Origin of the sequence: Xanthomonas citri pv. mangiferaeindicae, assembly GCA_002240395.1 — a bacterium.
Classification (GTDB): domain Bacteria; phylum Pseudomonadota; class Gammaproteobacteria; order Xanthomonadales; family Xanthomonadaceae; genus Luteimonas; species Luteimonas citri_A.
This window is the reverse complement of record CP016836.1, coordinates 1,152,733-1,178,558: the sequence shown is the minus strand read 5'-3', so window position 1 is coordinate 1,178,558 and position 25,826 is coordinate 1,152,733. Positions and strand designations below refer to the sequence as shown.

The 25,826-nt window shown below is 69.4% G+C and carries 16 protein-coding genes; 6 read left to right on the top strand and 10 right to left on the bottom strand.

The features are described 5' to 3' along the window. Nucleotides 1-77 precede the first annotated feature (77 nt). The 5 genes from BEN78_04970 to BEN78_04950 form a co-directional block, all read right to left on the bottom strand. Complete coding sequence (locus BEN78_04970; GenBank protein ASR42830.1) at nt 78-2,225, bottom strand: hypothetical protein; 2,148 nt, start codon at nt 2,223-2,225, stop codon at nt 78-80. Beyond that, entirely contained in the window at nt 2,222-3,016 is a 795-nt protein-coding gene (locus BEN78_04965) for a hypothetical protein (protein ASR42829.1), read from the bottom strand. Before BEN78_04965 ends, BEN78_04970 begins: the two co-directional genes overlap by 4 nt. Then, the gene (locus tag BEN78_04960) at nt 3,016-3,696 is read right to left on the bottom strand and encodes a hypothetical protein (protein ASR42828.1); all 681 of its coding nucleotides are present in this window, start codon (nt 3,694-3,696) and stop codon (nt 3,016-3,018) included. The genes BEN78_04965 and BEN78_04960 overlap by 1 nt, the downstream gene beginning before the upstream one ends. Before the next feature lie 10 nt (nt 3,697-3,706). Continuing rightward, nucleotides 3,707-4,810: a capsular biosynthesis protein gene (locus BEN78_04955; protein ID ASR44925.1), complete on the bottom strand. Its 1,104-nt coding sequence runs from the start codon at nt 4,808-4,810 to the stop codon at nt 3,707-3,709. 116 nt (nt 4,811-4,926) lie between these two features. Next, nucleotides 4,927-5,265, bottom strand: a complete 339-nt coding sequence (locus BEN78_04950; GenBank protein ASR42827.1) for a hypothetical protein — start codon at nt 5,263-5,265, stop codon at nt 4,927-4,929. A 219-nt stretch (nt 5,266-5,484) separates the two neighbouring features. On the opposite strand from BEN78_04950, the gene BEN78_04945 reads away from it, so the two are divergent. The 4 genes from BEN78_04945 (at nt 5,485) to BEN78_04930 (ending at nt 10,690) form a co-directional block, all read left to right on the top strand. Continuing rightward, nucleotides 5,485-5,922, top strand: a complete 438-nt coding sequence (locus BEN78_04945) for a phosphotyrosine protein phosphatase (protein ID ASR44924.1) — start codon at nt 5,485-5,487, stop codon at nt 5,920-5,922. Nucleotides 5,923-5,997: 75 nt separating this feature from the next. Then, the gene (locus BEN78_04940) at nt 5,998-8,238 is read left to right on the top strand and encodes a tyrosine-protein kinase (GenBank protein ID ASR42826.1); all 2,241 of its coding nucleotides are present in this window, start codon (nt 5,998-6,000) and stop codon (nt 8,236-8,238) included. Nucleotides 8,239-8,726: 488 nt separating this feature from the next. Further along, the gene (locus BEN78_04935) at nt 8,727-9,644 is read left to right on the top strand and encodes a 4-hydroxybenzoate polyprenyltransferase (GenBank protein ASR42825.1); all 918 of its coding nucleotides are present in this window, start codon (nt 8,727-8,729) and stop codon (nt 9,642-9,644) included. 659 nt (nt 9,645-10,303) lie between these two features. Continuing rightward, on the top strand, nt 10,304-10,690 hold the full coding sequence (locus BEN78_04930) for a hypothetical protein (GenBank protein ASR42824.1): 387 nt from the start codon (nt 10,304-10,306) through the stop codon (nt 10,688-10,690). 453 nt (nt 10,691-11,143) lie between these two features. On the opposite strand, the gene BEN78_04925 is transcribed toward BEN78_04930, so the two are convergent. The 4 genes from BEN78_04925 to BEN78_04910 all read right to left on the bottom strand — a co-directional run bounded on the left by BEN78_04925 (nt 11,144) and on the right by BEN78_04910 (nt 18,577). Continuing rightward, nucleotides 11,144-11,485, bottom strand: coding sequence for a hypothetical protein (locus tag BEN78_04925; protein ASR42823.1), 342 nt, complete (start codon nt 11,483-11,485; stop codon nt 11,144-11,146). 197 nt (nt 11,486-11,682) lie between these two features. Then, nucleotides 11,683-15,153, bottom strand: coding sequence for a hybrid sensor histidine kinase/response regulator (locus BEN78_04920; protein ID ASR42822.1), 3,471 nt, complete (start codon nt 15,151-15,153; stop codon nt 11,683-11,685). 61 nt (nt 15,154-15,214) lie between these two features. Further along, nucleotides 15,215-16,690, bottom strand: coding sequence for a diguanylate cyclase (locus BEN78_04915; protein ID ASR42821.1), 1,476 nt, complete (start codon nt 16,688-16,690; stop codon nt 15,215-15,217). A 957-nt stretch (nt 16,691-17,647) separates the two neighbouring features. Continuing rightward, on the bottom strand, nt 17,648-18,577 hold the full coding sequence (locus BEN78_04910; GenBank protein ASR42820.1) for a monothiol glutaredoxin, Grx4 family: 930 nt from the start codon (nt 18,575-18,577) through the stop codon (nt 17,648-17,650). A 117-nt stretch (nt 18,578-18,694) separates the two neighbouring features. On the opposite strand from BEN78_04910, the gene BEN78_04905 reads away from it, so the two are divergent. After that, entirely contained in the window at nt 18,695-19,504 is an 810-nt protein-coding gene (locus BEN78_04905; GenBank protein ASR44923.1) for an acetyl xylan esterase, read from the top strand. A gap of 560 nt (nt 19,505-20,064) precedes the next feature. Here the strand turns inward: BEN78_04905 and BEN78_04900 are convergent. Next, the gene (locus BEN78_04900) at nt 20,065-23,292 is read right to left on the bottom strand and encodes a bifunctional proline dehydrogenase/L-glutamate gamma-semialdehyde dehydrogenase (GenBank protein ID ASR42819.1); all 3,228 of its coding nucleotides are present in this window, start codon (nt 23,290-23,292) and stop codon (nt 20,065-20,067) included. Nucleotides 23,293-24,906: 1,614 nt separating this feature from the next. On the opposite strand from BEN78_04900, the gene BEN78_04895 reads away from it, so the two are divergent. Beyond that, complete coding sequence (locus BEN78_04895) at nt 24,907-25,809, top strand: cytochrome c oxidase subunit II (GenBank protein ID ASR44922.1); 903 nt, start codon at nt 24,907-24,909, stop codon at nt 25,807-25,809. Nucleotides 25,810-25,826: the final 17 nt, after the last annotated feature.

Genomic DNA, 25,826 nt, shown 5'->3' with positions numbered 1-25,826 from the left:
AGTGAGACCTGAATGTGTCGCGCAGGGGCAGGAACTGCCCCATGCGGTTACTCAGCCTTGCAACCTGAACCGCCAAGTCAGCGGTCGATCCAGTCCAGGTTGTCGAACAATGCGTCGGCGTCGCGTTCGCTGGTCAGGTTGTACAGGTTGTAGCGCCGGCCCAGTCGCGCGCCGCCATCGCGGGTCAGCGGCTGCCAGAGGATCTCGGCGCGCGCTCGCGTGGGTCTGGGTAGCAAGAAATCCATCGGCAGGGAGAAGTAGATGCCCTTGTCGAAGTCGCCTTCCCCGAAGTCACGTGACGAGACGTTGGTCTTGGTGGCATAGGCGCCCATGGTCACGCCGTTGTCGAAACGTCGGGCGACATTGACCGTACCGCCGATGTCGCCAGCCAGATAGCGGCCAGCGCTGACGTTGACCTGCACCCGCTGCTGGCGCCCGAAGGTGTAGTAGCCGGTGACATGGCCGGTGGTGACCTCGTAATCGCGGAACCCCGCGTGCTGGTCGAAGTCGCGCTGGCGGACCTGGTTCAGGTCCATGCCCAGCGCCCAGCGCTCGCCGAATGGGCGATAGAGCACCTCGCCCCCGGCGCCGCCGTACATGTATTCCAGGTAGCCCGCGTAGGCCATGCCATACCAGTCACGGCCCAACTGGTGCGCCGTGGTCAACTGCAGGTTGGGCACCGTGACCTTGGAGGTCGTCAGGAACTGGCGCTGCCACGTGCGCACGCGCGGCAGGCGGCTGGGCGCGTCGTAGCGGAACTTGTCGAAGTTGTTGGCGATATCCACACTGACAGCGCCGGTGAGCCAGGTGCTGCGGTTGAACCAATAGCTGGCGCCGAAGTCGGCGGTGAGCTGGTAGAGGATGAAGCCGTCCGGGCCGCCGAGCACTTGCTTGTAGCCGGGGCCAACACTGCCGCGCAGCCGGTCGAACGGCGCACGATAAAGCTCGTCGCGGCGCTGCTGCGCTGGGGGCGAAAGTTCGACCTTGCGCGCCATTGCTGCAAGGTCGATCCGGCGGTCGACGTAGTGGGCGAATGCATCGCGTTCGACGCTGATCTCCGCGATCGGCATGCCTACGCGCTCATGCGCGAACGTGAACCAGCCGATGTCGTCGTCCGCCGCATTGTCCAGCACCCGCGTGCCGCGGCCGACGCCCTGGGCAGGGTAGAAGTAGCGGGTCTGGCTGCCGTGGACGATGAGTTCGCCATCGCGCCTGGTGATTCTCGATACGGCGATGCCTGCGTCTCGCTGCAGATCGGCCGAGACCGCGGCCCAGTCCGTGTCGGGCCGATACGCCGGTGCGTCCGTGGCAGCACTGTCCTCTCCGGTGCCATGCCGGCGCAAGGCCGGTGCGGGCGTATCGAGGATCGGCGCATTGCTGCGTGCGGTCTTGAGATTGCCGACAAAAGCCAGGCTGAACACCGGCGTGTCGCCGCGTTCCAGTCCGGCGGTCAGCTCCAGGTTCGGCGTGGGTCGATAGACCAGCCCGACATTGATCGGCGAGCGCTGGTCCAGCCGCGTGCCCCGGGGCTCGGTCTTGTAGTCGTTGCCGTCCAGCTCCACCTTCACCAGCAACTGCTCGAGCGGCGTCTGCCAGGTGATGCCGCCGAACACCCCGATGGGTCCGCGGAACATCGCGTTGGTATTGAGCTGGGTTGGGCCGCGGCCGCCGGGGCGCGTCTCGAAGCCGGAGTCGATCAACCGCAAGGGGTTGGCGATATCGCCCCGGTTGCCAAGGTAGCCCGTCGCCAGGCCGAGACTGGCGTCGATGGTGCCGAAGCGCTTGTTGGCGACCAGGTACTCACCCGAGAACAGGCCGGTACCGCCGATGTCGCGCATGCCGAGCGCGATTTCGGGCAGCCAGCGGCTCTCCTGCCAGAGCCGCAGCTTCACGTCGATCGACTTGTCCTTCAGGCTTTGGTCGCCGCTCAGGCTTGGTGGGCCGTAGCGCTGGTTGCGCAGGCCGACGTAGCGGAATGTGCCCTCGAGCCACGGGAAGGGCTGCAGCGACAGGTTGTGCCGCGCATAGGGCGAGGTGTAGCTGGTAGACAGGCTGACTTGCCCCTCTGGCTCCATGCGCGCGGTCGGTGTCTGCAGCAGGCCGGCGCCGCCCCAATCGCTCTGGGTGACCAGGTCGTGCGCCGTTTCCTGCGCGTGCAGGCTGCCGGCGATCGCCAGGGCCAGCAGGCCCAGCGGGAACTGGGGGAAGGCGGTACGTCGGATCATCGGGCGGTGTCCTGCACCCGAGGCGAACCGGGCAGTGCGATCGGCTGGGTCGCCAGGAACTGGGCGAACTCGCGGTTGAAATCGGGATCGATGCGCCGCAGGGCGCGCTCGGGCAGCGGGACATACAGCACCGCGCCAGGCGCGAGTGCCTGTGCGGGGCTGCGATTCCAGGCCGCGATCCCGATCTGGGCGACATGACCGTCGGGCTGGATGACGTACAGCAGGTCGGCGTCCGCGCCTTGGGGCGGGCACTGACGCAGGTAGTCGGCGGCCTCGCGGAGCGCCACATGCGGCAGGCGGCATGGCGCTTCGACGGCGCCGACGACGGAGATCGTATCGGGGCGCAGCGGATAGACGAGGCGATCACCGTCACGGACCGGCAGATTGGCCTCCGCGGCGGCCTCGAGCCTGCGCCCGTCGAGTTGCGTCGTCGGAATGCGTCCGGTGACGGGCATTGTGGTCAGCCAAGCCTCCAGGCGTGCCGCCGTCTCGGCCACTGCGGGCGGTGTGTTCTCGGCGGTCCGGAGGGCCTGCAGGCTATGCTCGAGCCCCGCGCGAAGACGCGTCTGGGGCGCGATCGCCTGGCGTCGAAGCAGGGCGGCGCCGGTCGTGTAGGCCTCGCTCGTCGGCATGGCTGCGAGGATGGGATCGGATAGTCGGGCATCGCCTGACAGCGCGTAGGTCGCAGGGCGACGAACCGCACCTTCGACGCTGACATGGACCTGTGCCGGAGACTGGGCAGCAGCGCTGGCGGCGGCGAGCAGCAGCGCGCAGCCGAGGAATCGGGACATCATCGTGCGCTTCCGTGGCGATACGGCTTGAGCTGGACGAGATCGAGGCTTCTGCCCGGTGCCAGAAGTTGCCGGCTCTTGAGAATGAATCCGGTATCAGGCTCGGCCCAGTAGCTGTTGGTCGCATCGATGCCGGGTCCGCGCAGCCGTTCGTCGAACCGGACCAGGGTGCGGGGACGGCCCAGGATCTCCACCTGCTCGGTGCCGATGCGTTGCAGTTCGCCCTCGACCCGCACGCCGTAACGGTGGCCAGGCATCCAGTCGTAGCGACGTAGCGTGCGGGATGTCCCCTGCAGTAGGTGCAAACGCGTGAAAGGACTGTCGCCTTCGAGGTGGATGTCGATCGCGTCCTCCGGCAGGCCTGCGGTACCGACCAGCAGGCCGTCACGCAGGAAGACGATCCTGCGGTCGGGGCTGTACCAGGAGGTCAGGCCGGCATCGTCGTTGCCCAGCACCATCAGCGCTTGGAAGCCGTCGCCTTCCACCAGCACCTGGGCATAGGGATTGGCGGCCACGCGCTCGGGCGTGACCTCGATCGAGGGGCGGAAGACCGCGAGGCGGACCGCATCCACGCCACTGCGGGTCATGCCGTTGCAGCCGGTCAACATGACCAGAAGCGCGCCGAGGGCAATCGGCGTCGCCCGCCCATGCCGTCGGCGTTCGGTGCGGAGCTCCGTCATTGCGCGGACGTCACTCGAGATCGCTACTGGTGCGGGCGGCGTTGCTGATGATGCCGGAGAACGGCAGGAGCTGCCCCACGAAGCGATTCCAGCGAGTGATGCCGGCGGCACCGACAAACACCACGTCTCCAGGCTGCAGCTGGAACTGGCTGGCCACGGCGAATGCGGCCGGCGACTTCGCCTCGAGCTGGTAGACCACCGACGGTGGTGTGTCGGCCTCGAGACCACGCGCGCCGCGGATCACATAGACCGCATTGCCATTGGACGTGGTCTGCATGAGGCCGCGTGCACGGCCCAGCGCCTGGCTCAGGCTGATGGTGCCGGTGCGGAAGTTCTGAGCGCCCGGCTGCATGACTTCGCCAACGACGAAGACTTCCTTGTCGTCGAGGAACGGAATGTAGAGGTGATCCTCGGGCTTGAGGTAGATCGCCTCGCCCGACTGGCGATCCAGGTCGATGGTGTAGCTGATGCCGTCGCGGGTCAGGCGCACGCCGGAAAGATCGGCGACCGTCGGGTTGATACCGGCCTGGCTGATCGCATCGTTGAGCGTCATGGGCGCCATGGTCAGCGGGACGGCCGTGGAATTGGCGGTTGCACCGGTGACCCAGGCGCGCTGACTGCCGTAGCTCAGCACCGAGACGTCGACCTGCGGCGATTCGATATAGCGCGCCAGCTTGCCGGCGATATCGGCGCGCAACTCACCCGGCGTACGGCCGGCAGCCTGGATCTTGCCGATGTAGGGATAGAACAGCGTGCCGTCGGTCTGCACATGGCGGCCAGCGGCATTGAGCTGCTGTTGCGCGCCAGCGGGCACGGTCAGTTCGGGGTGGTCCCAGACGGTAATGTAGAGCACGTCACCAACGCCGATGGCGTAGGCCGGCGGCCGGTACTCGGTCAGCGCCGTCGGCAGCATGCCGCCAGGTTGCTGGGTCGCGCGCTCCATCGCAATCAGCTTCGGTGTGATCGGGATCAGGTCGAGCTGATCATTGCCGACGGTGCGAAATCCCGCGTCATTGGCCGTGCCGCTGCGCATGTGCTGGCCGGGGCTCCAGATGCAGCCAGCCATCGATGTCGCGGCGACGGCGACGAGAAGAGGACGAAGCAAAGGACGCATGAACACGGGATCTCCTGGCTTGGGTCGGCGTCACCGCCTGTTGCCCATAAAAAAAACCCCGCCGGCCTGGACCGGCGGGGTGACTGGTGTCCCGCGGGCTGGAGCCCGGCGAGCGGTCAGTTCGTGCCGGTGCCGGTCGTGCCGGTGCCGCCAGTGCCGGTCCCCGTGCCCGGGCCGGTGCCCGTGCCGCCGCCGCCGTCACCGACGTTGCCTTCGCTGTCACCGTTGTTGTCCATCACCACCGCGGCCAGTGCGACCACGCCGGCCACGATGCCGACCGTTGCGCCCGTGGTCAGGCCCGTACCGACCGCACCACCGGTGCCGCCGGGGACGCCGCTCTCGACGGGCGAATTAGAAGTGTTGTCGCTTGTGCCCTGCGCCTGCGGTGCGGCGAAAGCGATGCCGGACAGGCCTGCCAAGGCGATGGTGCCGATCAGGCGGAGGGTCGTGTTCATGGGGGAGCTCCAAGCATGTTGAAGGACGGTATGCGTCCAGGCTGTTGCGAGGCTATAGGTCGTGAACCGTTCATGTCAAGGCGAATCCCAGCCAGTGGACGGCTTCGTGAGGCCCTTTCCACAAGGCTGAATGCGTTATCACGGCTCACGAAGAGTGAGCTTGCTAGACTACGCGCTTGTGTCCGCCCCCGGCGGCGTCCGGGAGTGGAGTACGTCCAGGTGTTTCGGAAGGTCCTGTTCGTGTGCATCGGCAACATCTGCCGTAGCCCAACCGCGGAGATCGTGTTGCGATCGGTGCTCGGGACCTCCGGTGTCGCCGTCTCGTCGGCCGGGCTCCAGGCGCTGGTCGACCGTCCGATCGACCCGACGGCGGGTCTACTGTTACAGGAGCGGGGCCTCAATACCGACCAGCATCGTGCGCGCCAGCTGACCCCGTCGCTGCTGGCCGATGCCGATCTGGTGCTGGTGATGGAGCGTGCGCATCAGGCGCGGATCGCCCGTGAGGTACCGCAGGCCAGCGGCAAGGTGATGCTGCTGGGCAAGTGGATCGGCGAACGTGAGATTCCTGACCCCTATCGACAACAGCGTCCGGCGTTCGAGCATGTGCTGGGCCTGGTCGACGAGTCTGTCGCGGCCTGGCAGCGCTATCTCCGCTAGCTCCATCGGCCCTCAGGGCCGTCATCCACATTCCCCGCGCATCGCGCCCAATCTACTGAAGACCAGAGCCACTGCATGAGCAAGGAAACAGGAGTGTCCGCCAAGGACGACGACGAGATCGACCTGCGCGAGATCGTTGGTGCACTGATCGATCGCAAGTGGTGGATCATCGGCATTACTGCGGCGTTCTTCGTGGTCAGCGTGGCCTACGCGCTGTTGGCAACGCCGATCTACCAAGCGCGCGCGATGGTGCAGGTGGAATCGAAGGCGCCCAGCATTCCTGGCCTGCCGGATCTGTCGTCGCTGGGTGGTGGCGTCACGTCGGCGGCAGCGACGACAGAAGTCGCGCTGATCACCTCGCGCACGGTCATCGGCGACGCAGTCGACAGCACGCATGCCGATGTGGTCATCGAGCCGGCGCGCTTCCCGTTGATCGGCGGTTTCCTCGCGCGCCGTTTTTCGCCCGAGACGCCTGATGCGGTGGCCTCGCCGTGGTTCGGGCTGTCGCGTTATGGCTGGGGCGGCGAGCACGTCGAGATCGTCGGCATGACGGTGCCGTCGATGTGGGAGAACCAGCCGCTGACGCTGCGCGTGGGCGACGACGCCTCGCGTTTTAGCCTGTTCGGGCCGGATGACCAGTTGTTGCTCGAAGGCACGGTCGGCACCGATGCCGAAGGCAGCGGCGTCAGGCTGCAGGTGGCAGTACTGCGCGCTAATCCAGGCACGCGGTTCGAGGTCACTAAACTGCGCCGCCTCGATGTCGTGTCGGGCTACCAACAGGACGTCAAAGCCTCCGAGCAAGGGCGTGAGTCCGGCATCTTGCAGCTGTCGTTCGAGCATCCCGATGCGCAGTTCGCCGAGACCTTCCTGCAGGCGGTCGCGTCGGCCTACGTGCGCCAGAACGTCGAGCGCAACTCGGCTGAAGCCGGTGCGCAGCTGGAGTTCGTGCGCGAACAGTTGCCGACCGTGCGTCTCCAGGTGGAGGCAGCGCAAAAGGCGATGAACGAGTACCAGACCCGCGCGAACTCGGTCGACATCACGATGCAGACCCAAGGGTTGCTGCAGCAGGAAGTGGCGGTCGAGACGAGCATCCAGCAACTGCGCCTGCAACAGGCTGAGATGGATCGCAGCTTCACGCGCGAGCACCCGGCCTACCGCGCGCTGCTCAAGCAGATCGGCGAGTTGGAAGCACGCAAGGCCGGCTTCCAGAAGCAGGTCGGCGAGTTGCCCGACACCCAGCAGGAACTGCTGACGCTGACCCGCGACCTGCAGGTCAGCAACGAGCTCTACACCGGCCTGCTGAACCAGGCGCAGCAGCTCGATGTCGCGCGTGCCGGCACCGTGGGCAATGTGCGGATCGTGGATCCCGCGGTTGTCGACACGCAGCGGCCGGTGAAGCCGCGCAAGCCGTTGATCGTGCTGATCGGCACGTTGCTGGGCGGTTTCCTCGCCGTGGGCCTGGTGTTCCTGCAGCGTGCGTTGCACGCCGGCATCGAGGATCCCGCGCAGATCGAGGAACTCGGGCTGCCGGTCTACGCCTCCATCCCGCTCAGCGAGTCGCGCGATCTGCTGATCATGGATCGGCTGCGCAACCGCAAGGGGCGCGTGCGCCGGGACCCGGGGTTCGACAAGCGCCAGCACCTGCTCGCGGTCAACGCGCCCGCGGACCTGGCGATCGAAGCGATCCGCAGCCTGCGCACCAGCCTGCATTTCGCGATGCTCGAGGCCAAGAACAACATCCTGGCGATCTCGGGTCCGCGCCCGGCAGTGGGCAAGACCTTCGTCTCGGCGAACCTGGCTGCGGTGATCGCCCAGGCCGGTCAGCGCGTGCTGGTGATCGACGCGGACATGCGCAAGGGCACCCTGCACAAGGTGCTGGGCGTCACGCAAACCGGCGGTCTGTCCGATGTCCTCGGCGGCAAGCTCGAGGCGGCCGATGCGATCCGCGCGGCGGATGGCGTGGAGAACATGCACTACATGGTGCGCGGCGATATTCCGCCGAACCCGTCGGAACTGCTGATGCATCCGCGCTTTGGCCAGTTGCTGGAAGCGTTGTCGACGCAGTACGACCTGGTCATCGTCGATACCCCGCCGATCCTGGCCGTCACCGACGCCGCGCTGATCGCCCGCCATGCCGGCTCGAGCCTGCTGGTGACGCGCTTCGGCGTGAACCAGCCCAAGGAGATCCTGCTGACCAAGAAGCGCTTCGAGCAGAACGGCGTGCAGGTCAAGGGCGTGATCTTCAACGCAGTCGAGAAGCGCGCCACGGGCTACTACAGCTACGGCTACTACGAGTACAAGGCTGACAAGGCCTGATTGCAGGGCGCACCGCTGCTTTTGCCCCTTCCCCCGCGGGCGGGGCATTGCGCCCTTCACGGGTGGAAGGCTGGGATGGGGGAAAAATGCGCCAGGCCTATGCCCCCACCCGATGCCTACAGCATCGACCTCCCCCGCAGGCGGGGGAGGTGACTTATGCGCTGCCCCGCTTCTGCTCCTTCCCCGCACCGCGGGGCATTGCGCCCTTCACGGACTGCCGTTTTCTGCTCCTTCCCCGCGTGCGGGGAAGGCTGGGATGGGGGCAAAATGCGCCAGGCCCATGCCCCACCCGATGCCTGCGGTATCGACCTCCCCCGCAAGCGGAGGAGGTGACGTGTGCGCTGCGCCGCTTTGCTCCTTCCCCGTATCGCGGGGTATTGCGCCCTTCACGGGTGGAAGGTTGGGATGGGGGCGTACGGTGTCAGCAGCGCGACACACGCCGAAACACCTGGCCCCGCTGTGTCCCCGCCGCTAATCTGTCGTCCGTCATGCCTGCATCGCTTTCCACCTCTCCGAGCACGCCTGCCTGGCGCCAGCGTCTGGCGCTGTACTGGAAACTGGTCCGCGGCGATCGTCCGATCGGGTGGTTGCTCTTGCTGTGGCCGACCTGGTGGGCGCTGTGGATTGCCGCCGAGGGGGTGCCGCCGCTCTGGACGCTTGTTTTCTTCAGCGCCGGGGTCTGGCTGACGCGCTCGGCCGGCTGCGTGATCAACGACTATGCCGACCGCTGGCTCGACCCTCACGTCGAGCGCACCAAGGATCGTCCGCTGGCGAGCGGCGCTGTGCGAGGGCGCGAGGCGCTGTGGCTGTTTGCGGGGCTGATGCTGGTCGCGTTCGCGCTGGTGCTGACGATGAACCGGCTGACGGTGCTGATGAGCATCGTTGGTGTCGTGCTCGCCGCCAGCTACCCCTATCTCAAGCGCTACACGCACTTGCCGCAGGTGTATCTGGGCCTGTCGTTCGGCTGGGCGATTCCGATGGCCTTCGCAGCCGTGCAGGGCACAGTGCCGGTGGTGGGCTGGGTGCTGTTCGTCGCCAATATCTTCTGGGCGACCGCGTACGACACCTGGTACGCGATGGTCGATCGCGACGACGATATCCGTGCGGGCGCGCGTTCGACCGCGATCCTGTTCGGGCGCTTCGATCTGCTGGCGCAGGCCTTGCTCTACACGGCGACGTTCGCCGCACTCGCAATCGCCGGTCACCTGGCAGGGCTTGGCCCGAACTATTGGCTGGCGCTGGTCGTCGCGGTGGCGTTGGTGCTGTGGGAGTTCTCGATCGCACGCAGTCGCGAGCGTGCCCCGTGCTTCCGCGCATTCCTGCACAACCACTGGGTCGGCATGACGGTCTTCATCGGCATCGCCGCGCACTACGCACTGCCGCCGCTGACCCGGTTGGCGGGCTGAGGATCGGCACGGCAAGGACGGGACGTCGATGGCGTGCTGCGCCTCGGCGCGGGCCCCCACCCGGCGCGTGCACGCGCCGACCTCCCCCGCAAGCGGGGGAGGTGACGTGCGCGGTGCTGCCTCTGCTCCTTCCGCATCGCGGGGGAGGCGACCGTGGCCGCCGCAACGATCAGCACGCACCGCTCGTCTCCCTCCCCCGCATCGCGGGGGAGGGCTGGGTGGGGGCGCTGTTCGCGACAGCGCATTGCCCCCACCCGATGCCTGCGGCATCGACCTCCCCGCAAGCGGGGGAGGTGACGTGCGCGCGGTGCTGCTTTTGCTCCTTCCGCCGCGGGGGAGGCGGCCGTGGCTGCCGCAACGATCAGCACGCACCGCTCGTCTCCCTCCCCCGCATCGCGGGGAAGGGCTGGGGTGGGGGCGCTGTTCGCGAAAGCCGCCCGGCCCGAGGCCTGCCGGCGTCGCCCCACGGGCGGTGAAGGTGCCCGCATCGCCGGCACCTGACGCGATCACCTTGTCCGTTCCAGTGAGGCGCCCCGCGCGTTGCGCGAGTCGCCCGGCAAGACGCGGTATGCGCTGACCCGCGGGTGTGGGAACTCCCGATCCTCAGCCGTTGCGGTCGCCCGCAAGCTCGATACTCCTGCAGTCGTGGGAGTGCATCGATGCGCCACGGTGCGAAACGGGACTTGGCACGTCGACTTCGGCAGGCCATGACCGATGCCGAGCGCGCGCTGTGGCGGCATCTGCGCATGCGTCAAGTCGCCGGCGCACGCTTTCGCCGACAGCATCCGATCGGCCCGTACGTGGTGGACTTCGTCTGTCTGGACCCTCGCGTGGTGATCGAGGTCGACGGTGGGCAGCATGCCGAATCGAGGTCCGACGCAGCACGTGATGCATTCCTGCGCACGCACGGGTACCGCGTGCTGCGGTTCTGGAACCACGAGGTGCTTGGAAATCCTGAAGGTGTGTGGCTTCGGATCTGGCGGGCGCTGCGTGAGGAAGGAGGCGGGCAGGCCAATGGCGTCGGTGACGGCGGGGAGCAGGTGTAGCGGGTTCCAGAACGGATGCGTCGGTGTGAGCGGATGCCCCCACCCCGGCCCTCCCCCGCAGGCGGGGGAGGGGGGCGTTCCCGTGATGTGGGGAGGAGTCGTTAGGAATCACTCATCGCGCAGTCGAGGCGAGTGTGGAGCACCTTCCCCGCTGGCGAGGAAAACGGGCACTGCGCGCGCATGCGTCGGAAGACTGCTCATGGCGCCGATGCCGGTAGGGGGCGCGTGGAATGCATCAGAACGACAGTGAGTCGGCACGTAGGGCTGCCCCCACCCCAGCCCTCCACCCGTGAAGGGCGCAATGCCCCGCAGGCAGGGAGGGGGCGAAGCTCCGCGCAGGGGGCGGGCGATCAGCGAGTACCTTCCGGCGAGAGAGGGGGTGGCAGCGCACGTGAAGCACCTCCCCGCCCGCGGGGGAGGTCGGCGCGTGTGCGCGCCGGGTGGGGGCAGGCTTCAGGCCGCGCGGACGTCGCGCAGTTCCCAGGCGCTGCCGGCCAGCAGGCGCAGGCGGTGCTTGAGGACGGTGCTCGAGATTGAGGTGTCGACGGTCAGGTCGATGTCCAGGTCGCGCTGTTCGCCGACCACGCGCGCGTTGGCGTCGGTGATGCCCAGCGACGGGTCGACCTCGTCGGGGTCGGGCTGGTCGGCGCGCCAGCGGGCGAAGAGCGTGTCGCCGCGCAGGGCGTCCTGGAGCTCGGCGGCGATGCCTTCGGGGCCTTGCGACTGCAGGGCGTAGGCGCCCGAGGCGCGGGCCTTGCCGGCGTCGGGGATACGGATCAGATAGCGTGTGCTCATGCGGCGTCTGCGTTGCGAAAGGCTGCAGCCTAGCAACGGGGGGCGTTAGGGAATCGTCATGCGCGGGGGAAGGCGCCCCATAAGGCGCAGGCGACGGCCACCGGCGGCGGGGGCCGAGCGACGCGCGCCAGACGCTCCGCCGGCACGTCACGCATCCCGAAGTCGGCGCGACCTTGCGCAGCGCAGCCGCGGTCGACTTACGAGAGCCGGCCTTCGGCGCGGGCGCGGCGGGCGGTCATCGCGCTGCGCTGGGCGGCGAGGAAGGCGCGCATCGACGCCGGCTTGACCGGCTTGGTGAGTACCCGGTAGCCGCGGATGCGGGCAGTTTGCTTGAGCGCATCGCTGCCGTCGGCGGTCAGCAGGGCGCCGGGCGTCTCGGGTGCCATGCCGCGCAGTGCGTCGAGGGTATCGAGGCCGTCGAGCCGGTCGTGCAGGTGGAAGTCGACGAGCAGCACGTCGGGCTCCTCGTCCATCGCCGCGATCGCCTCGTCGATGGTCTTGGCGCACAACGGCACCGCATCCCAGCGCCGCAGCAGGGCGCGCATGCCAGCGAGGATGTCGTCGTCGTTGTCCACGCACAGCACGCGCAGACCGCGCAGCGATTCGTCGCGCAGTGGCGTGGGTGGCGGCGCTGCGACAATCGCCGCCGATGCGCTGCGCGGCACGGTGATCGAGAACATGCTGCCGCGGCCGACCATCGCGCGCGCATCCAGCGTGTGACCCAGCAGCCGCGAGATGCGCTGGCAGATCGACAAACCCAGGCCGAGCCCGCGGCCGTCCCAGTCGAAGCTGTGCTCGTAGCGGTGGAACTCGTCGTAGATCTGGCTCATGTGGTGCTCGGGAATGCCCGGCCCCGTGTCCCAGACCTGCAGCGCGACCTCGTCGCCGCGCCGCCGCGCCGCCAGCACGATGCGGCCGCTGCGTGTGTAGCGCAGCGCATTGGCCAGGAAGTTCTGCAGCACCCGGCGCAGCAGGCGGCGGTCGCTGCGCACCGGCGTGGGCGGGGCGTGCAGACGGATGTCCAGGCCGCGCGCCTTGGCCATCGGTGCGTACTGGCCGGCGAGTTGGCGCAGCAGTTCGGCGACGTCGAAGTCGACGATCTCCGGCTTGAGCGCGCCGGCGTCGAGCCGGGAGACATCGAGCAGGCCGTCGAGCAGTTCCTCGGCCGCGCGCAGCGAGGTGTCGATGCGCTCGGCCAGGTGGCGCTGCTCGCCGGGGTCGGGCGTCTCGCGCAGCGCGGAGGTGAACAGCCGTGCGGCATTGAGCGGTTGCAGCACGTCATGGCTGACTGCGGTCAGGAAGCGAGAGCGCGATTCCTGCGCAGCCTCGGCCTCGCGAGTGCGCTCGGCCACGCGCTGTTCCAGCGTCTCGTTGATCTCAAGCAGTTCGCGTTCGGCGCGCTTGTAGTCGGTGACGTCGCTGTAGCTGGTCGCATAGCCGCCGCCGGGCAGTGGCTGGCCACGCAATTCGATGACCTGGCCGTTGCCGAGGACGCGCTCGGAGACGTGCGGCGAGCCGGCGCGCATGTAGGCGATGCGCTTGTCGACCTCGGTCTGGATGTCGATCGCGTCGCGCGGACCCAGTTCGCCGCGTTCGGCGTTGTAGCGGATCAGGTCGGCGACCGGGCGGCCGACGTAGAGCATGTTGTCGGGATAGCCGAACAGGCGCTGGTAGCTGCGGTTCCACGCCACCAGGCGCATGGTGCGGTCGACCACGCTCACGCCGTGGTCGATGTTCTCCAGCGTCGAGGACAGCACCTCCCGGTTGAAGCGCAGTTCCTGGCCGGCCTCGTCGAGCATCGCGACGACCTCGTCGACTTCCATGCCCGAACCCTTGAGCGCGCTGGTCATCAGCAGGCGCGCCGACGAAGCGCCGACCGCAGCGGCCAGCTGGCGCTCGGTGAACTGCAGCCAGGTCCGGTCCGCCGAGGCGTTGAGCACCAATGGCCGCGCCTGCGTCTGCGCGTACTCGTCGAAGGCGCGCCGCGCGGTGCGGTCGCCGACGATGCGCCCGATCAGCGTCAGCAGGTCGCCGACGCTGATGTTGCCGCTCCAGTCCTCCGAGGCGAGTGCGCGCCGCTCGGCGTACGGGTCGAGGAAGGGGGCGGCGCGCAGGCGCTCGTCGAGCGAAGGCCGCCAGCGTGCCGACACCAGCAGCAGTGCGCCGACATTGCCCAGCAGCGACCAGAACGTGCCGTGGGTCAGTGGGTCCCAGCCGGCGAGCCCGAACAGCGCGCGCGGCTGCAGCCAGGCGATGCCGAACGGGCCGGCGTCGAGCCATTGCGGCTGGATCCAGCCCGACTCGGTCAGCGCCGGCAGCATCAGCGTGTAACTCCAGATCGCGAAGCCCAGCAGCAGCCCGGCCTCGACGCCGCGGCGGCTGGCACCGCGCCAGTACAGTCCCCCGATCAGCGCCGGCGCGAACTGCGCGACCGCCGCGAACGACATCAGCCCGTAGGCGGCCAGCGTAGTGTCCGAGCCACTGACCCGGTAGTAGCCGTAGGCCAGCGCGGCGAGCGCGACGATCGCCACCCGGCGGATCCACAGCACGGTCGAGCCGACATTGCCGCCGTGGCGTTCGGCGTAGCCGCGGCGCAGCAGCAGCGGCATCACCAAGTCGTTGCTGAGCATCGTCGCCAGCGCGACCGAGGAGACGATCACCATCCCGGTCGCCGCCGAGAACCCGCCGATGTAGGCGAACAGCGCGATCACGTCGGCGTTCTCGGCCATCGGCAGCGCCAGCACGAAGCTGTCGGGCGCGACCGGGCCGTCGCGGCCGAACAGCGCGACGCCGGCGCTGGCGATCGGCAGCACCATCAGGCAGACGATCATCAGGTAGCCGCCGAACAGCCAGCGCGCGCGGCGGATGTCGCGCACGTCGCCGCATTCGACCACCGCCACATGGAACTGGCGCGGCAGGCAGATCAGCGCCGCGAACGCGAGCAGGCTCTGGGCCACGAAGCCGCTGGGTGGCGCATTGTCGATCAGCGCACGCGTGGCCTCGACCATGTGCAGGTCGCGTGCGCCCAGCCACAGCGTCGCGAACAGACCGACTGCGACCAGCGCGAGCAGCTTGATCAGCGATTCGAGTGCAACGGCCAGCATCAGACCCGGGCGGTGCTCGGTCGCATCGACCTTGCGGGTACCGAACAGGATCGCGAACAGTGCCATCAGCACCGCGACGTAGAACGCCGGGTCGCCGAACGGTGTGACGGCTTCGTCGGGGCCGCCGAGCACGCCCAGGCTGATCGCCACCGCCTTGTATTGCAGCGCCAAGTACGGCACCGCGGCCACCAGGGCAATGCCCGCGACCATTGCCGCCAGCCGCTGCGAGCGGCCGTAGCGCGAGGCGATGAAGTCGGCGATCGAGACGGTGTTCTGCGACTGCGCGATCAGCGCCAGGCGCTCGAGGATGCGCCAGCCGAACAGCAGCACGAGCAGCGGGCCGAGATAGATCGGCAGGTAGCCGATGCCCTGGCGCGCGGCGGTGCCGACCGCGCCGTAGAAGGTCCACGACGAGCAGTACACCGCCAGCGCCAGGCTGTAGACCAAGGGGCGCAGCCAGGGCCGCTGCGGATACAGCGGCCGCCGGTCGCCATACCACGCCACCGCGAACAGCAGCGCGGCGTAGCCCAGCGACACCAGCAGCAGGATCCAGCCCGGCAGCATGCGACATCCTTCGACGCGATCGCGGGAGTGTAGCCTCCCGGCCCGCCGCGGCGGGCGTGGCTCAGACCTGCGCGGCCATCGCGCGGTCCTTGCCGGCGCGCTTGGCGCTGTACATCGCCAGATCGGCGCGCTTGAGCAGCGACTCCAGCGTTTCGCCCGGGCGGCGCAGGGCGACGCCGGCGCTGAAGGTGATCACGATGCGGGTCTCGTCGTGGACGACCGGCCGGTGCGCGAGCACGGTACGCAGGCGCGCGAGTGCGGCGAGGGCGTGGGCGAGTGTCGTGGCCGGCATCAGGATCACGAACTCTTCGCCGCCGAAGCGGCCGAGCACGTCGCTGTCGCGCAGGGTGAGGCGGGCGACATCGACGAAGTGGCGCAGCGCGGCGTCGCCACCGAGATGCCCGTGGGTGGCGTTGAGGCGTCGGAAGTCGTCCAGGTCCACCAGCGCCATGCACAGCGGCCGGTCTTCGCGTGCGCGCAGCGCCTCGCGCTCGAACGCCTCATCGAAGCCGCGCCGGTTCAGGCAGGAGGTGAGCTCGTCCTCGCGCGCCAGGCCGGCGGCGTCGCGCAGCTTCTGCTCCAACTGGTGGATGCGTCTTTCACTTTGCTCGACCTCCCGCCGCGCGGCGATCAGGTCGTCGCGTGCGCGCAGCGCCTGCGCCTGGATCCGGCCGGTGTCGTCGAGCACCTGGTCGAGCACCGTGTTGAGGCCAGCGATGCTGCGCGCCTCGCGGATCCGTTGCGCGTGCCCGGCCAGCCGGTCCTGGTACTCGCCGGTATGCATCGCCATGCCGTCCAGGCGCTCGACGAAGGTCGACATCATCGTCTTCATCGCGACCTTGGACGCCTCGATGCCCTGTTTGAGCACGCCCTGCCGATAGATCACCTCGCGCAGTTCCGCGCGCGCCTCCTCGATCGCGCCGCGATCCAGCGGCCCGGCGAGCAGGCCGCGGATCTGCGCCAGCTGGCCATGCAGCCAGCTCTTCTCGTCGAGCAGTTCGCCGATGTTCTCGAGCAACAGATCGAACAGGCCGATCAGTAGCGCGACCTGTTCCTCGGCGGCTTCGGCGTGCACGTCGATGCGGCGGCACAGGTCGGTGAGCCGCAGCGACAGGCGGTCGAGATCGGCTGCGCCGGCTTCGGTGGCGCGGAAGGCCTTGGCCAGCGCGAGTGCTTCTTCCGACAGCGCCGGTTCATTGCGCAGCAGCGCCGCGAGGGCGATCCCGAGCGTCTGGCGCAGCAGGTCGCGCAGGCGGACCGACGGGTCGGTGGCCGACAGCGCAGGCGTGTCCAGATCGACGAAGCGGATGTACTTGTCGATCAGCTGCCGCATCGCGCGGCCATAGGCTGGCCAGTCGCCATTGGCGCAGGCCGATTGCAGGTACTGTCCGAGGCTGCCGAGTTCGTCGTGGAGCCCGGCGACGCCGTCGGCGAAGGCGATCAGCAGCGCATGCGGCTCGTGGGCCTGGGCGAACAGCGCCACCAGCGCCTCCGACCCGATCGCGCCCTCACGCCCGCGCGCGCCGGTCGGACGCACGAGGGAATCGGACGGATTGGACGGTTTCCGCATGGAGGCCACGTCATCGAAAGGCAACCGGGGTCGTCACGCACCGGGGGCGTGGCGGACTGCGACTGATCGCAAGCGATATCGGCCGCGCGGCGGCGAACTTGAGTGCGCGCCCCACGCGATGCGACTTGCGCCTTCCCCTGCAACGTGGGAGAGATGCCAGCTTTGACTCCTTCCCCCGCCATGCGGAGGAGGCACCAGCTCTCCGGTGTGTTTGGCTCCTTCCCCCGCAACGCGGGAGAAGATCGGGATGGGGGCGCTTGTGCGCGACAGCCCATGCCCCCCACCCGGCGCGCGATGCGCGCCGACCTCCCCCGCGATGCGGAGGAGGTACTGCCCGCGCGATGCGTCCTGCTCCTTCCCCCGCGATGCGGGGGAAGGTTGGGATGGGGGCGCTTCTGCGCGACAGGCCCATGCCCCCACCCGGCGCGCGATGCGCGCCGACCTCCCCCGCGATGCGGAGGAGGTACTGCCTGCGCTGCGCTTGGCGCCTTCTCCCGCCATGCGGAGGAGGCACCAGCTCACGGGGTGCGCTCGGCTCCTTCCCCCGCCTTGCGGGGGAAGGCTGGGATGGGGGGCGCTTGTGCGCGACAGCCCATGCCCCCACCCGGCGCACGATGCGCGCCGACCTCCCCCGCGATGCGGAGGAGGTACCAGCTCGCGCGGTGCGCTGGCTGCTTCCCCTGCGATGCGGAGGAGGTGCTGCCCGTGCGCTGCGCTTGGCTCCTTCTCCCGCCATGCGGAGGAGGTACCAGCTCGCGCGGTGTGCTCGGCTCCTTCCCCCGCAACGCGGGGCATTGCGCCCTTCATGGGTGGAAGGTTGGGATGGGGGCGCTTCTGCGCGACAGGCCCATGCCCCCACCCGGCGCGATGCGCGCCACCTCCCCCCGCGATGCGGAGGAGGGCTGCGCGCGCGGTGCCGCAGGATCAGTACTTCGGCACGCCGCCGTCGACGCTGTCGCTCCAGGCATCGATGCCGCCGGTGACGTTGTAGACGTGGGTGAAGCCCTGGTTGCGGAAGTGCTCGGCGGCCTGGAGGCTGCGGCCGCCGTGGTGGCACAGGAAGGCCAGCGGGGTGTCCTTGGGCAGCGCCTGCAGTCGCTGGATGCCGTCGCCGTCGAGCACTTCGAACGGGCGCGAGACCGAGGCCGTGGCGCGCTCTTCCGGCGGCCGGACATCGACCAGCGTGAGCTTGCCGGCGGCGATCCGGTCGTCGGCTTCGGTCGGCGCGATCTCCTGGACCGTCTTGGGCGCGTTCGGGTTGTCGATGACCAGGCCGCGGCCGCGGATGTCGTCGGCGAAATCGATCGTCAGGCCTTCGGCGCGGCGCGCGCTGGCCAGGTCGAACTGCACCAGCAGGCCGGCGACGTCGCTGACGATCGCCGACGGGTTGCGCGGCGCCAGCTGCAGGCGGGCGCGGAAATTGCGGTCGATGTCGATCTGCAGCGCGTAGTCGCCGCCGGCATCGGCCAGTGCCTTGGTGATCATCTCGCGCGCGGGCAGCGTGATCGCGATCGTCGGCGGTGTGCGGTCGGGGGCCTCGACGCCGAACAGCCCGTGCAGTTCGCCGCTGCCGGCCATCTGCTCGATGATGTCGCTGCCGCCGACCAGTTCGCCGTCGACGTAAAGCTGCGGGATCGTCGGCCATTCGCCGTAGACCTTGATGCCTTCGCGGATCTCGCCGTCTTCCAGCACGTTGACATGGGCGTAGTCGACGCCGACCGCGTCGAGCGCGGACACGGCCTTGGCCGAGAAGCCGCACTGCGGCGCCATCGGCGAGCCCTTCATGAACAGCACGGCGCGGTTGCCCTGCAGCAGGGTCTCGATGCGGGTGCGGAGGGCGGGATCGAGGGACATGGCAGAACATCCTGGAACAGGCGGGAAGACCGACATGGTAGCGCGGGGCCGCCCACGCAAGCCCGCGACCGGTGGTCGCGCTGACGGAATGCTGCGGTGCGCGGCGGCCACGATGGCATGATGCGCGCCATGTCGCCGCATCGTCCGCCCCGTTGCCCGCACCTGTGGCTGCCGCTGGTGCTCGCCTCCCAGGCCGTGATCGCGTGGGTATGGTGGCAATGGGGCTGGCAGGTCGGGTTGCCGCTGCTGCTGGCCAGCCATGCGCTGTGCCTGTGGGGCGTGCTGGCGCCCGGCTCGCGGCTGTACGGGCCGGTACTTCGGCGCCTGCCCGAGGGCGAGACCGGGGTCTGGCTGACCATCGACGATGGCCCATCGGACGACACCCGGCCGCTGCTCGACCTGCTCGATGCGCACGCGGCGCGGGCGACGTTCTTCCTCGTGGGCGAACGCGCGGCCGCGCGTCCGGCGTTGGTGCGCGAGATCGTCGCGCGTGGGCACGACATCGGCAACCACAGCCATCGGCATCCGCAGGCCATGTTCTGGGCACTCGGGCCGAGGCAGATGCGCCGCGAAATCGCGGATTGCCAGCGCACGTTGACGACGATCGCCGGGCGGGCGCCGGTGTGGTTTCGGTCGGTGGTCGGCCACAGCAATCCGTTTGTGCACGCGCCATTGCGCGACGCCGGCCTGGCGCGCGTGGGCTGGAGCGCGCGCGGCTTCGACGCGGTAGAGAGCGACGCAGCGAAGGTCGTCGCGCGCATCGACGCGGATCTGGCGCCGGGCGCGATCGTGTTGCTGCACGAGGGCGCGCGCCACGGCCGCAACGTCGAGATGGTCGCCGGGGTGCTCGCGCGGTTGCAGGCCCGCGGGCTGCGGACCGTGCTGCCGACTGCGCCGACGGAAGGGGCCGACGACCTCGCGCGGTGAGGATGCCTGGTGCGTTCCGTGGTGGGGAAGGTGGCGCGTGCGCTGTGCTGCTTTGCTCCTTCCCCCGTTTACGGGGCATTGCGCCCTTTACGGGTGGAAGGTTGGGATGGGGGCGCTTCTGCACGACGGCCCGTGCCCCCACCCGGCCCGCTACGCGTGCCGACCTCCCCGCGAGCGGGGGAGGTGACGCGTGCGCGGTGCCCGCTTTGCTCCTTCCCCCGCATCGCGGGGGAAGGTTGGGATGGGGGGCGCTTGTGCGCAACGGCCCGTGCCCTACTCGGCCCGCTGCGCGTGCCGACCTCCTCCGCGGGTGGGGGAGGTTACGCGTGCGCGGTGGCCCGCTTTGCTCCTTGCCCGAATCGCGGGGCATTGCGCCCTTCACGGGTGGAAGGTTGGATGGGGGGCTTCTGCGTGGACGGCCCGTGCCCCCACCCGGCCCGCTACGCGTGCCGACCTCCCCGCGGGCGGGGGAGGTGGCGATGATGAGCGGTTCACTCACTTGGCCCGCCAAAGCATGGCGGGCGTTCGCAGCCGCGCGCGGCATGCCGCGCAAGCCGTGGCTACTCACCCAACGTCAGCAGGGAGGCGTTGCCGCCGGCGGCGGTGGTGTTGATGGTGACGGTCTTCTCGGTCGCGAAGCGCGGCAGGTAGTGCGGGCCGCCGGCCTTGGGGCCGGTGCCGGACTGGCCCTGGCCGCCGAACGGCTGCACGCCGACGACGGCGCCGATCTGGTTGCGGTTGACGTAGATGTTGCCGACCTTCGCGCGCTGGATGATCCGCTCCACGGTTTCATCGATGCGCGAGTGGATGCCCAGCGTCAGGCCGAAGCCGGTGGCGTTGATCGCGTCGACGACCGCGTCGAGCTGGTCGCCCTTCCAGCGGATCACGTGCAGTGCGGGGCCGAAGTTCTCGCGCGTGAGCTGCGACAGTGACTGCAGTTCCCAGGCGCGCGGGGCGAAGAACGTGCCGTGCTCGGTGCCGGATCCGAGTCGGGCCTCGGCGATCGGCTTGGCCGCGCCCTGCATCCGCGCAGCGTGCTCGTCGAGCAGCGCCTTCGCGTCGGGATCGATCACCGGGCCGACGTCGGTCGACAGCAGCGCCGGGTCGCCGACGGTCAGTTCCTTCATGGCGCCGGCGATCATGCCGATCACCTTGTCGGCGATGTCGTCCTGCACGTACAGCACGCGCGCGGCCGAGCAGCGCTGGCCGGCAGAGGTGAACGCCGAGGCCAGCGCGTCCTTGACCAGTTGCTCGGGCAGCGCCGAGGAGTCGGCGATCAGCGCGTTCTGGCCGCCGGTCTCGGCGATCAGCACGCCGATCGCGGCATCGCGCGCGGCCAGCGCGCGGTTGATCGCGCGTGCGGTGTCGGTCGAGCCGGTGAAGGCGACGCCGGCCACGCGCGGGTCGGAGGTCAGCGACGCGCCGACGGTGGCGCCGTCGCCGGGCAGGTACTGCAGCACGTCCTTCGGAATGCCGGCTTCGTGCAGCAGCTTCACCGCCTCGAAGCCGACCAGCGTGGTCTGTTCGGCGGGCTTGGCGATCACGCTGTTGCCGGCCGCAAGCGCCGCCGCGATCTGGCCGGCGAAGATCGCCAGCGGGAAGTTCCAGGGGCTGATGCACACAAACACGCCGCGGCCCGACAGCTGCAGCGCGTTCGACTCCCCGGTCGGGCCGGGCAGCGCCTCGGGCACGAACGCCGTGCGCGCCTGGCCGGCGTAGTAGCGCAGGAAGTCGACCGCTTCGCGGACTTCGGCGACGCCGTCGGGGATCGTCTTGCCGGCCTCGCGGGTACACAGCGCGATGAACTGCGGCATGCGCTGCTCGAGCAGGTCGGCGGCATGCTCGAGGATCGCCGCGCGCGAGGCGACCGGCGTGGCATCCCAGCCCGGTTGCGCGGCGACCGCGTTGGCCAGCGCGCGCTCGACCGTGGCGGTGTCGGCGGCGGTCCACTCGCCCACGCGTACGCGGCGGTCGGCGGGATTGGTGACCTCGGTCTTGGCACCCGTCGCTGTGGCGCCGGGCACCAGCGGCGTCGCCGTCCACGTCGTCGGCGCGCTGCGGATCTGCTCGGCGAGCGTGGCGAGCTGCGCGTCGTTGGCGAGGTTGACGCCCATGGAGTTGCTCCTGTCGAAGGACTGGCTGCGGTAGAGGTCGACCGGCAGCGGAATGCGGGGGTGGGGAATGGACGCAAAACCGGCGACAACCTCGACCGGATCGCGGATCAGATCGTCGATCGCGACGTCCTCATCGCTGATGCGGTTGACGAAGCTGGAGTTGGCGCCGTTCTCGAGCAGGCGGCGCACCAGGTACGGCAGCAGGTCCTCGTGCGAGCCGACCGGTGCATACACTCGGCATGGCACGTCGAGGCGGTCGGCTGGAATGACCTCGGCGTAGAGGTCGTCGCCCATGCCGTGCAGCTTCTGGAACTCGAAGCGGTGCGGCGTGCCGGCGGTGCGCGGACCCAGCAGCGTGCCGGCCAAGCGGTGCACCGCGGCGATGGTCTGCGCGTTGTGGGTGGCGAACATCGGGTAGATCGCGTCGGTCGCCGACAGCAGGCGGCGCGCATTGGCCTGGTAGCTGACGTCGGTGTTGGGCTTGCGTGTGAACACCGGGTAGCCCGGATGGCCCTCGACCTGGGCGCGCTTGACCTCGCTGTCCCAGTACGCGCCCTTGACCAGGCGCACCGGGATGCGCCGGCCCAGATCGCGGGCGAGCGCGGCGATCCAATCGATCACGAACGGCGCGCGCTTCTGGTAGGCCTGCACGACGATGCCAAAGCCTTCCCAGCCGGCCAGCGACGGCGTGCGCAGCGCGGCCTCGATGACGTCCAGCGACAACTCCAGGCGGTCGCTTTCTTCCGCGTCGACGGTCAGGCCGATGCGATAACCCTTCGCGCGCTGGGCCAGTTCAGCCAGCCGCGGTGCCAGCTCGGCCAGCACGCGCGCGTGTTTGGCGTGCTCGTAGCGCGGATGCAGGGCCGAGAGCTTGACCGAGATCGACGGCGCGGCGATCTCGTCGCTGACGCTGCCCGCGCCATCGCCTTGGCGATGGCTGGAGGCATGGCTCTTCCCGATCGCGTCGATCGCGTCCTGATAGGCCTTCAGATAACGGTCGGCATCGCGCTGGGTCAGTGCGGCCTCGCCGAGCATGTCGAACGAATAGCGGTAGGCGGCGTTGGCACCCTTGCGCGAGCGCGTCAGCGCTTCGCCGATGGTGCGCCCCATGACGAACTGGTGGCCCATGATCCGCATCGCCTGGCGCACCGCCAGCCGGATCACCGGCTCGCCGACACGCCCGACCAGTCGCTTGAACGCGCCGTGGACGTTGCGCTTGGTCTCGTCGGCCAGATCGACCAGCCGGCCGGTCAGCATCAGCCCCCAGGTCGAGGCGTTGACCAGCACCGAGTCCGACTGGCCCATGTGCTTCTTCCAGTCCGCTTCGCCGAGCTTGTCGCGGATCAGCTTGTCGGCGGTGTCCTGGTCGGGAATGCGCAGCAGTGCCTCGGCCACGCACATCAGCAGCACGCCTTCCTCGCTGCCGAGGTCGTACTGCTGCATGAAGGCTTCGATCGCGCCGCGGTCCTGGGCGCGCAGGCGCACCCGGCGGACCAGGTCGGCGGCGGTGGCTTGGATCGCGGCACGGTCGGCGTCCGGCTGCCGCGCCTGCGCGAGCAGTTCGCGCACATGCAGGGTCTCATCGCGCGTCCAGGCGTCGGTGATCGCCGCGCGCAGCGGCGGGAGAGGAACCGCCGCGAAGGCGGGGGACGGGCTGGCGTTCAAGAGGCGCACCGGCGGGAACAGAAGCTGAATTCTAGGGCGCGCGCCCGTCGCATGATAGGCCGGGTGGGGCGGAGTGCGATGGCGGTTGGGAAACGTCCGGGGCGGCCGTGCCCCCACCCGATGCCTGCGGCATCGACCTCCCCCGCGGGCGGGGGAGGTGATGCGCCACGCACGCTTGTCTCCCTCCCCCGCATCGCGGGGGAGGGCTGGGGAGGGGGCGCTGCTCGTGGCAAGCCCAAGCCCCCACCCAATGCCTACGGCACCGACCTCCCACGCGGGCGGGGGAGGTGATGCAGCACGCACGCTTGTCTCCCTCCCGCGCATCGCGGGGAGGGCTGGGGAGGGGGCGCTGCTCGCTGCAAGCCCAAGCCCCCACCGATGCTTGCGGCATCGACCTCCCCGCGCTGCGGAAGAGATGATGCAGCACGCACGCTTGTCTCCCTCCCGCGCATCGCGGGGGAGGGCTGGGGAGGGGGCGCTGCTCGTGGCAAGCCCAAGCCCCCACCCAATGCCTACGGCACCGACCTCCCACGCGGGCGGGGGAGGTGATGCAGCACGCACGCTTGTCTCCCTCCCGCGCATCGCGGGGGAGGGCTGGGGAGGGGGCGCTGCTCGTGGCAAGCCCAAGCCCCACCCAATGCCTACGGCACCGACCTCCCACGCGGGCGGGGGAGGTGATGCAGCACGCACGCTTGTCTCCCTCCCGCGCATCGCGGGGGAGGGCTGGGGAGGGGGCGCTGCTCGTGGCAAGCCCAAGCCCCCACCCGATGCCTGCGGCATCGACCTCCCCGCGCTGCGGAGGAGGTGATGCAGCACGCACGCTTGTCTCCTTCCCCCGCATCGCGGGGGAGGGCTGGGGAGGGGGCGCTGCTCTCGGCAAGCCCAAGCCCCCACCCGATGCCTGCGGCATCGACCTCCCCCGCGGGCGGGGGAGGTGAGGGCGCGTTCGGCCTCGTCGGGCGCGACGTTACCGATCCTCCCCGCGCGCGCGGGGAGGTGACGATGCCGCCAAGCCGCCGGAACAGGCTGTATGCATCCTCCCCGCGCGCGCGGGGAGGTGACAGGAGCAGTTATCCGCGTGTAATCGGTAGCGCGATCCTTCCGCGCGCGGGGGGAGGTAAGTGCGCGCGGTGGGGGCTTCGCACCCTTCCGTTTACGGGACATTGCACCTTCGCGGGTGGAAGGCAGGGATGGTGGCGCTGCTGCGTGACGGCCCATGCCCCCACCCGGCCCGCTACGCGTGCCGACCTCCCCGCGGGCGGGGGAGGTGGCGCCCTTGCGTATTCATAATAATGCGATGCCGACGGCGTGCAGGTCGCGACGCTTGGTGCCCTGCGAGGTGCGGCCCGTCGGCATCGGTGTCGGGGGACGCGAATGCTGCGTCGCAGCATGAAGCGGCCGCGAGAACGGCGCTGCGGCGCGGCTGAAGCGCGCAGACTGCGACAGGTTGCCGCAGCAGAGCGCGGACAGCTAACATTCATTCGTTATCGCAGTACGCCGCCGCTCCTGCGCAGTCGTTCCGGTGCCCCTTGGGCCGGGCGAGGACGGACGCGTTCCCGCCAGACAACGCCAGCTCAGGCATTGGGGTTCGATGTGAAGCAAGCCGGTCGTTTCAAGCTGTGGATGTGCGGGCTCGCCACGATGGCGCTGTCCGCAAGTGCATTGGCGCAGTCCGCCGATCCCAAGCCGTGGCAGCTGAACATGGGGCGCGGCGTCACCGCCTCGTCCCAGCACGCCTACGACGCCCACATGCTCGCGCTGTGGATCTGCGTGGGCATCGGCGTGCTGGTGTTCGGCGCGATGGCGGTCGCGATGTTCCGTTTCCGCAAGTCGCGCGGCGCAGTCGCGGCGCAGTTCACCCACAACACCACCGCCGAGATCATCTGGACGGTGGTGCCGATCGTGCTGCTGGTCATCATGGCGGTGCCGGCCACGCGCAAGCTCATCGCCATGTACGACACCCGCGATGCCGAGATGACGGTCAAGGTCACCGGCGTGCAGTGGATGTGGAAGTACGAGTACATGGGCGAGGACGTGACCCTCACCAGCCGCCTGGACCGCGAGAGCGACCGGCTGCGGCAGAACCGCGACACCACGCGCGCCGAGCTCGATGCCCACGGCCATTACCTGCTCGACGTCGACAATGCGCTGGTGCTGCCGACCGACACCAAGGTCCGCTTCGTGGTCACCGCCGACGACGTGATCCATTCGTGGTGGGTGCCGGCGCTGGGCTGGAAGCAGGACGCGATCCCGGGCATCGTCAACGAGGCCTGGACCGAGATCCTCGAGCCGGGCATCTACCGCGGCCAGTGCGCCGAACTGTGCGGCAAGGACCACGCCTTCATGCCGATCGTCGTGCGCGCAGTGCCGCGCGCCGAGTTCGACAGCTGGCTGGCCGCCGAGAAGGCGCGCAACGCGCCGCCCGCCGCCGATCCTGAGCCCGCGCCGGCCCAGGCCGATGCGGAGGCCGTCGACGCGGCCGCCGCGCAGACCCCTTCCGCCCCCGCCGCACCCGCGGCCGGCTGATCGCTCGAGGTTCAATG

What these genes read in the sequence shown, in the direction of transcription:
- BEN78_04970 (ASR42830.1), bottom strand. Translation starts at nt 2,225, where the DNA reads ATGATCCGACGTACCGCCTTCCCCCAGTTCCCGCTGGGCCTGCTGGCC.
- BEN78_04965 (ASR42829.1), bottom strand. Translation starts at nt 3,016, where the DNA reads ATGTCCCGATTCCTCGGCTGCGCGCTGCTGCTCGCCGCCGCCAGCGCT.
- BEN78_04960 (ASR42828.1), bottom strand. Translation starts at nt 3,696, where the DNA reads ATGACGGAGCTCCGCACCGAACGCCGACGGCATGGGCGGGCGACGCCG.
- BEN78_04955 (ASR44925.1), bottom strand. Translation starts at nt 4,810, where the DNA reads ATGCGTCCTTTGCTTCGTCCTCTTCTCGTCGCCGTCGCCGCGACATCG.
- BEN78_04950 (ASR42827.1), bottom strand. Translation starts at nt 5,265, where the DNA reads ATGAACACGACCCTCCGCCTGATCGGCACCATCGCCTTGGCAGGCCTG.
- BEN78_04940 (ASR42826.1), top strand. Translation starts at nt 5,998, where the DNA reads ATGAGCAAGGAAACAGGAGTGTCCGCCAAGGACGACGACGAGATCGAC.
- BEN78_04935 (ASR42825.1), top strand. Translation starts at nt 8,727, where the DNA reads ATGCCTGCATCGCTTTCCACCTCTCCGAGCACGCCTGCCTGGCGCCAG.
- BEN78_04930 (ASR42824.1), top strand. Translation starts at nt 10,304, where the DNA reads ATGCGCCACGGTGCGAAACGGGACTTGGCACGTCGACTTCGGCAGGCC.
- BEN78_04925 (ASR42823.1), bottom strand. Translation starts at nt 11,485, where the DNA reads ATGAGCACACGCTATCTGATCCGTATCCCCGACGCCGGCAAGGCCCGC.
- BEN78_04920 (ASR42822.1), bottom strand. Translation starts at nt 15,153, where the DNA reads ATGCTGCCGGGCTGGATCCTGCTGCTGGTGTCGCTGGGCTACGCCGCG.
- BEN78_04910 (ASR42820.1), bottom strand. Translation starts at nt 18,577, where the DNA reads ATGTCCCTCGATCCCGCCCTCCGCACCCGCATCGAGACCCTGCTGCAG.
- BEN78_04905 (ASR44923.1), top strand. Translation starts at nt 18,695, where the DNA reads ATGATGCGCGCCATGTCGCCGCATCGTCCGCCCCGTTGCCCGCACCTG.
- BEN78_04895 (ASR44922.1), top strand. Translation starts at nt 24,907, where the DNA reads ATGTGCGGGCTCGCCACGATGGCGCTGTCCGCAAGTGCATTGGCGCAG.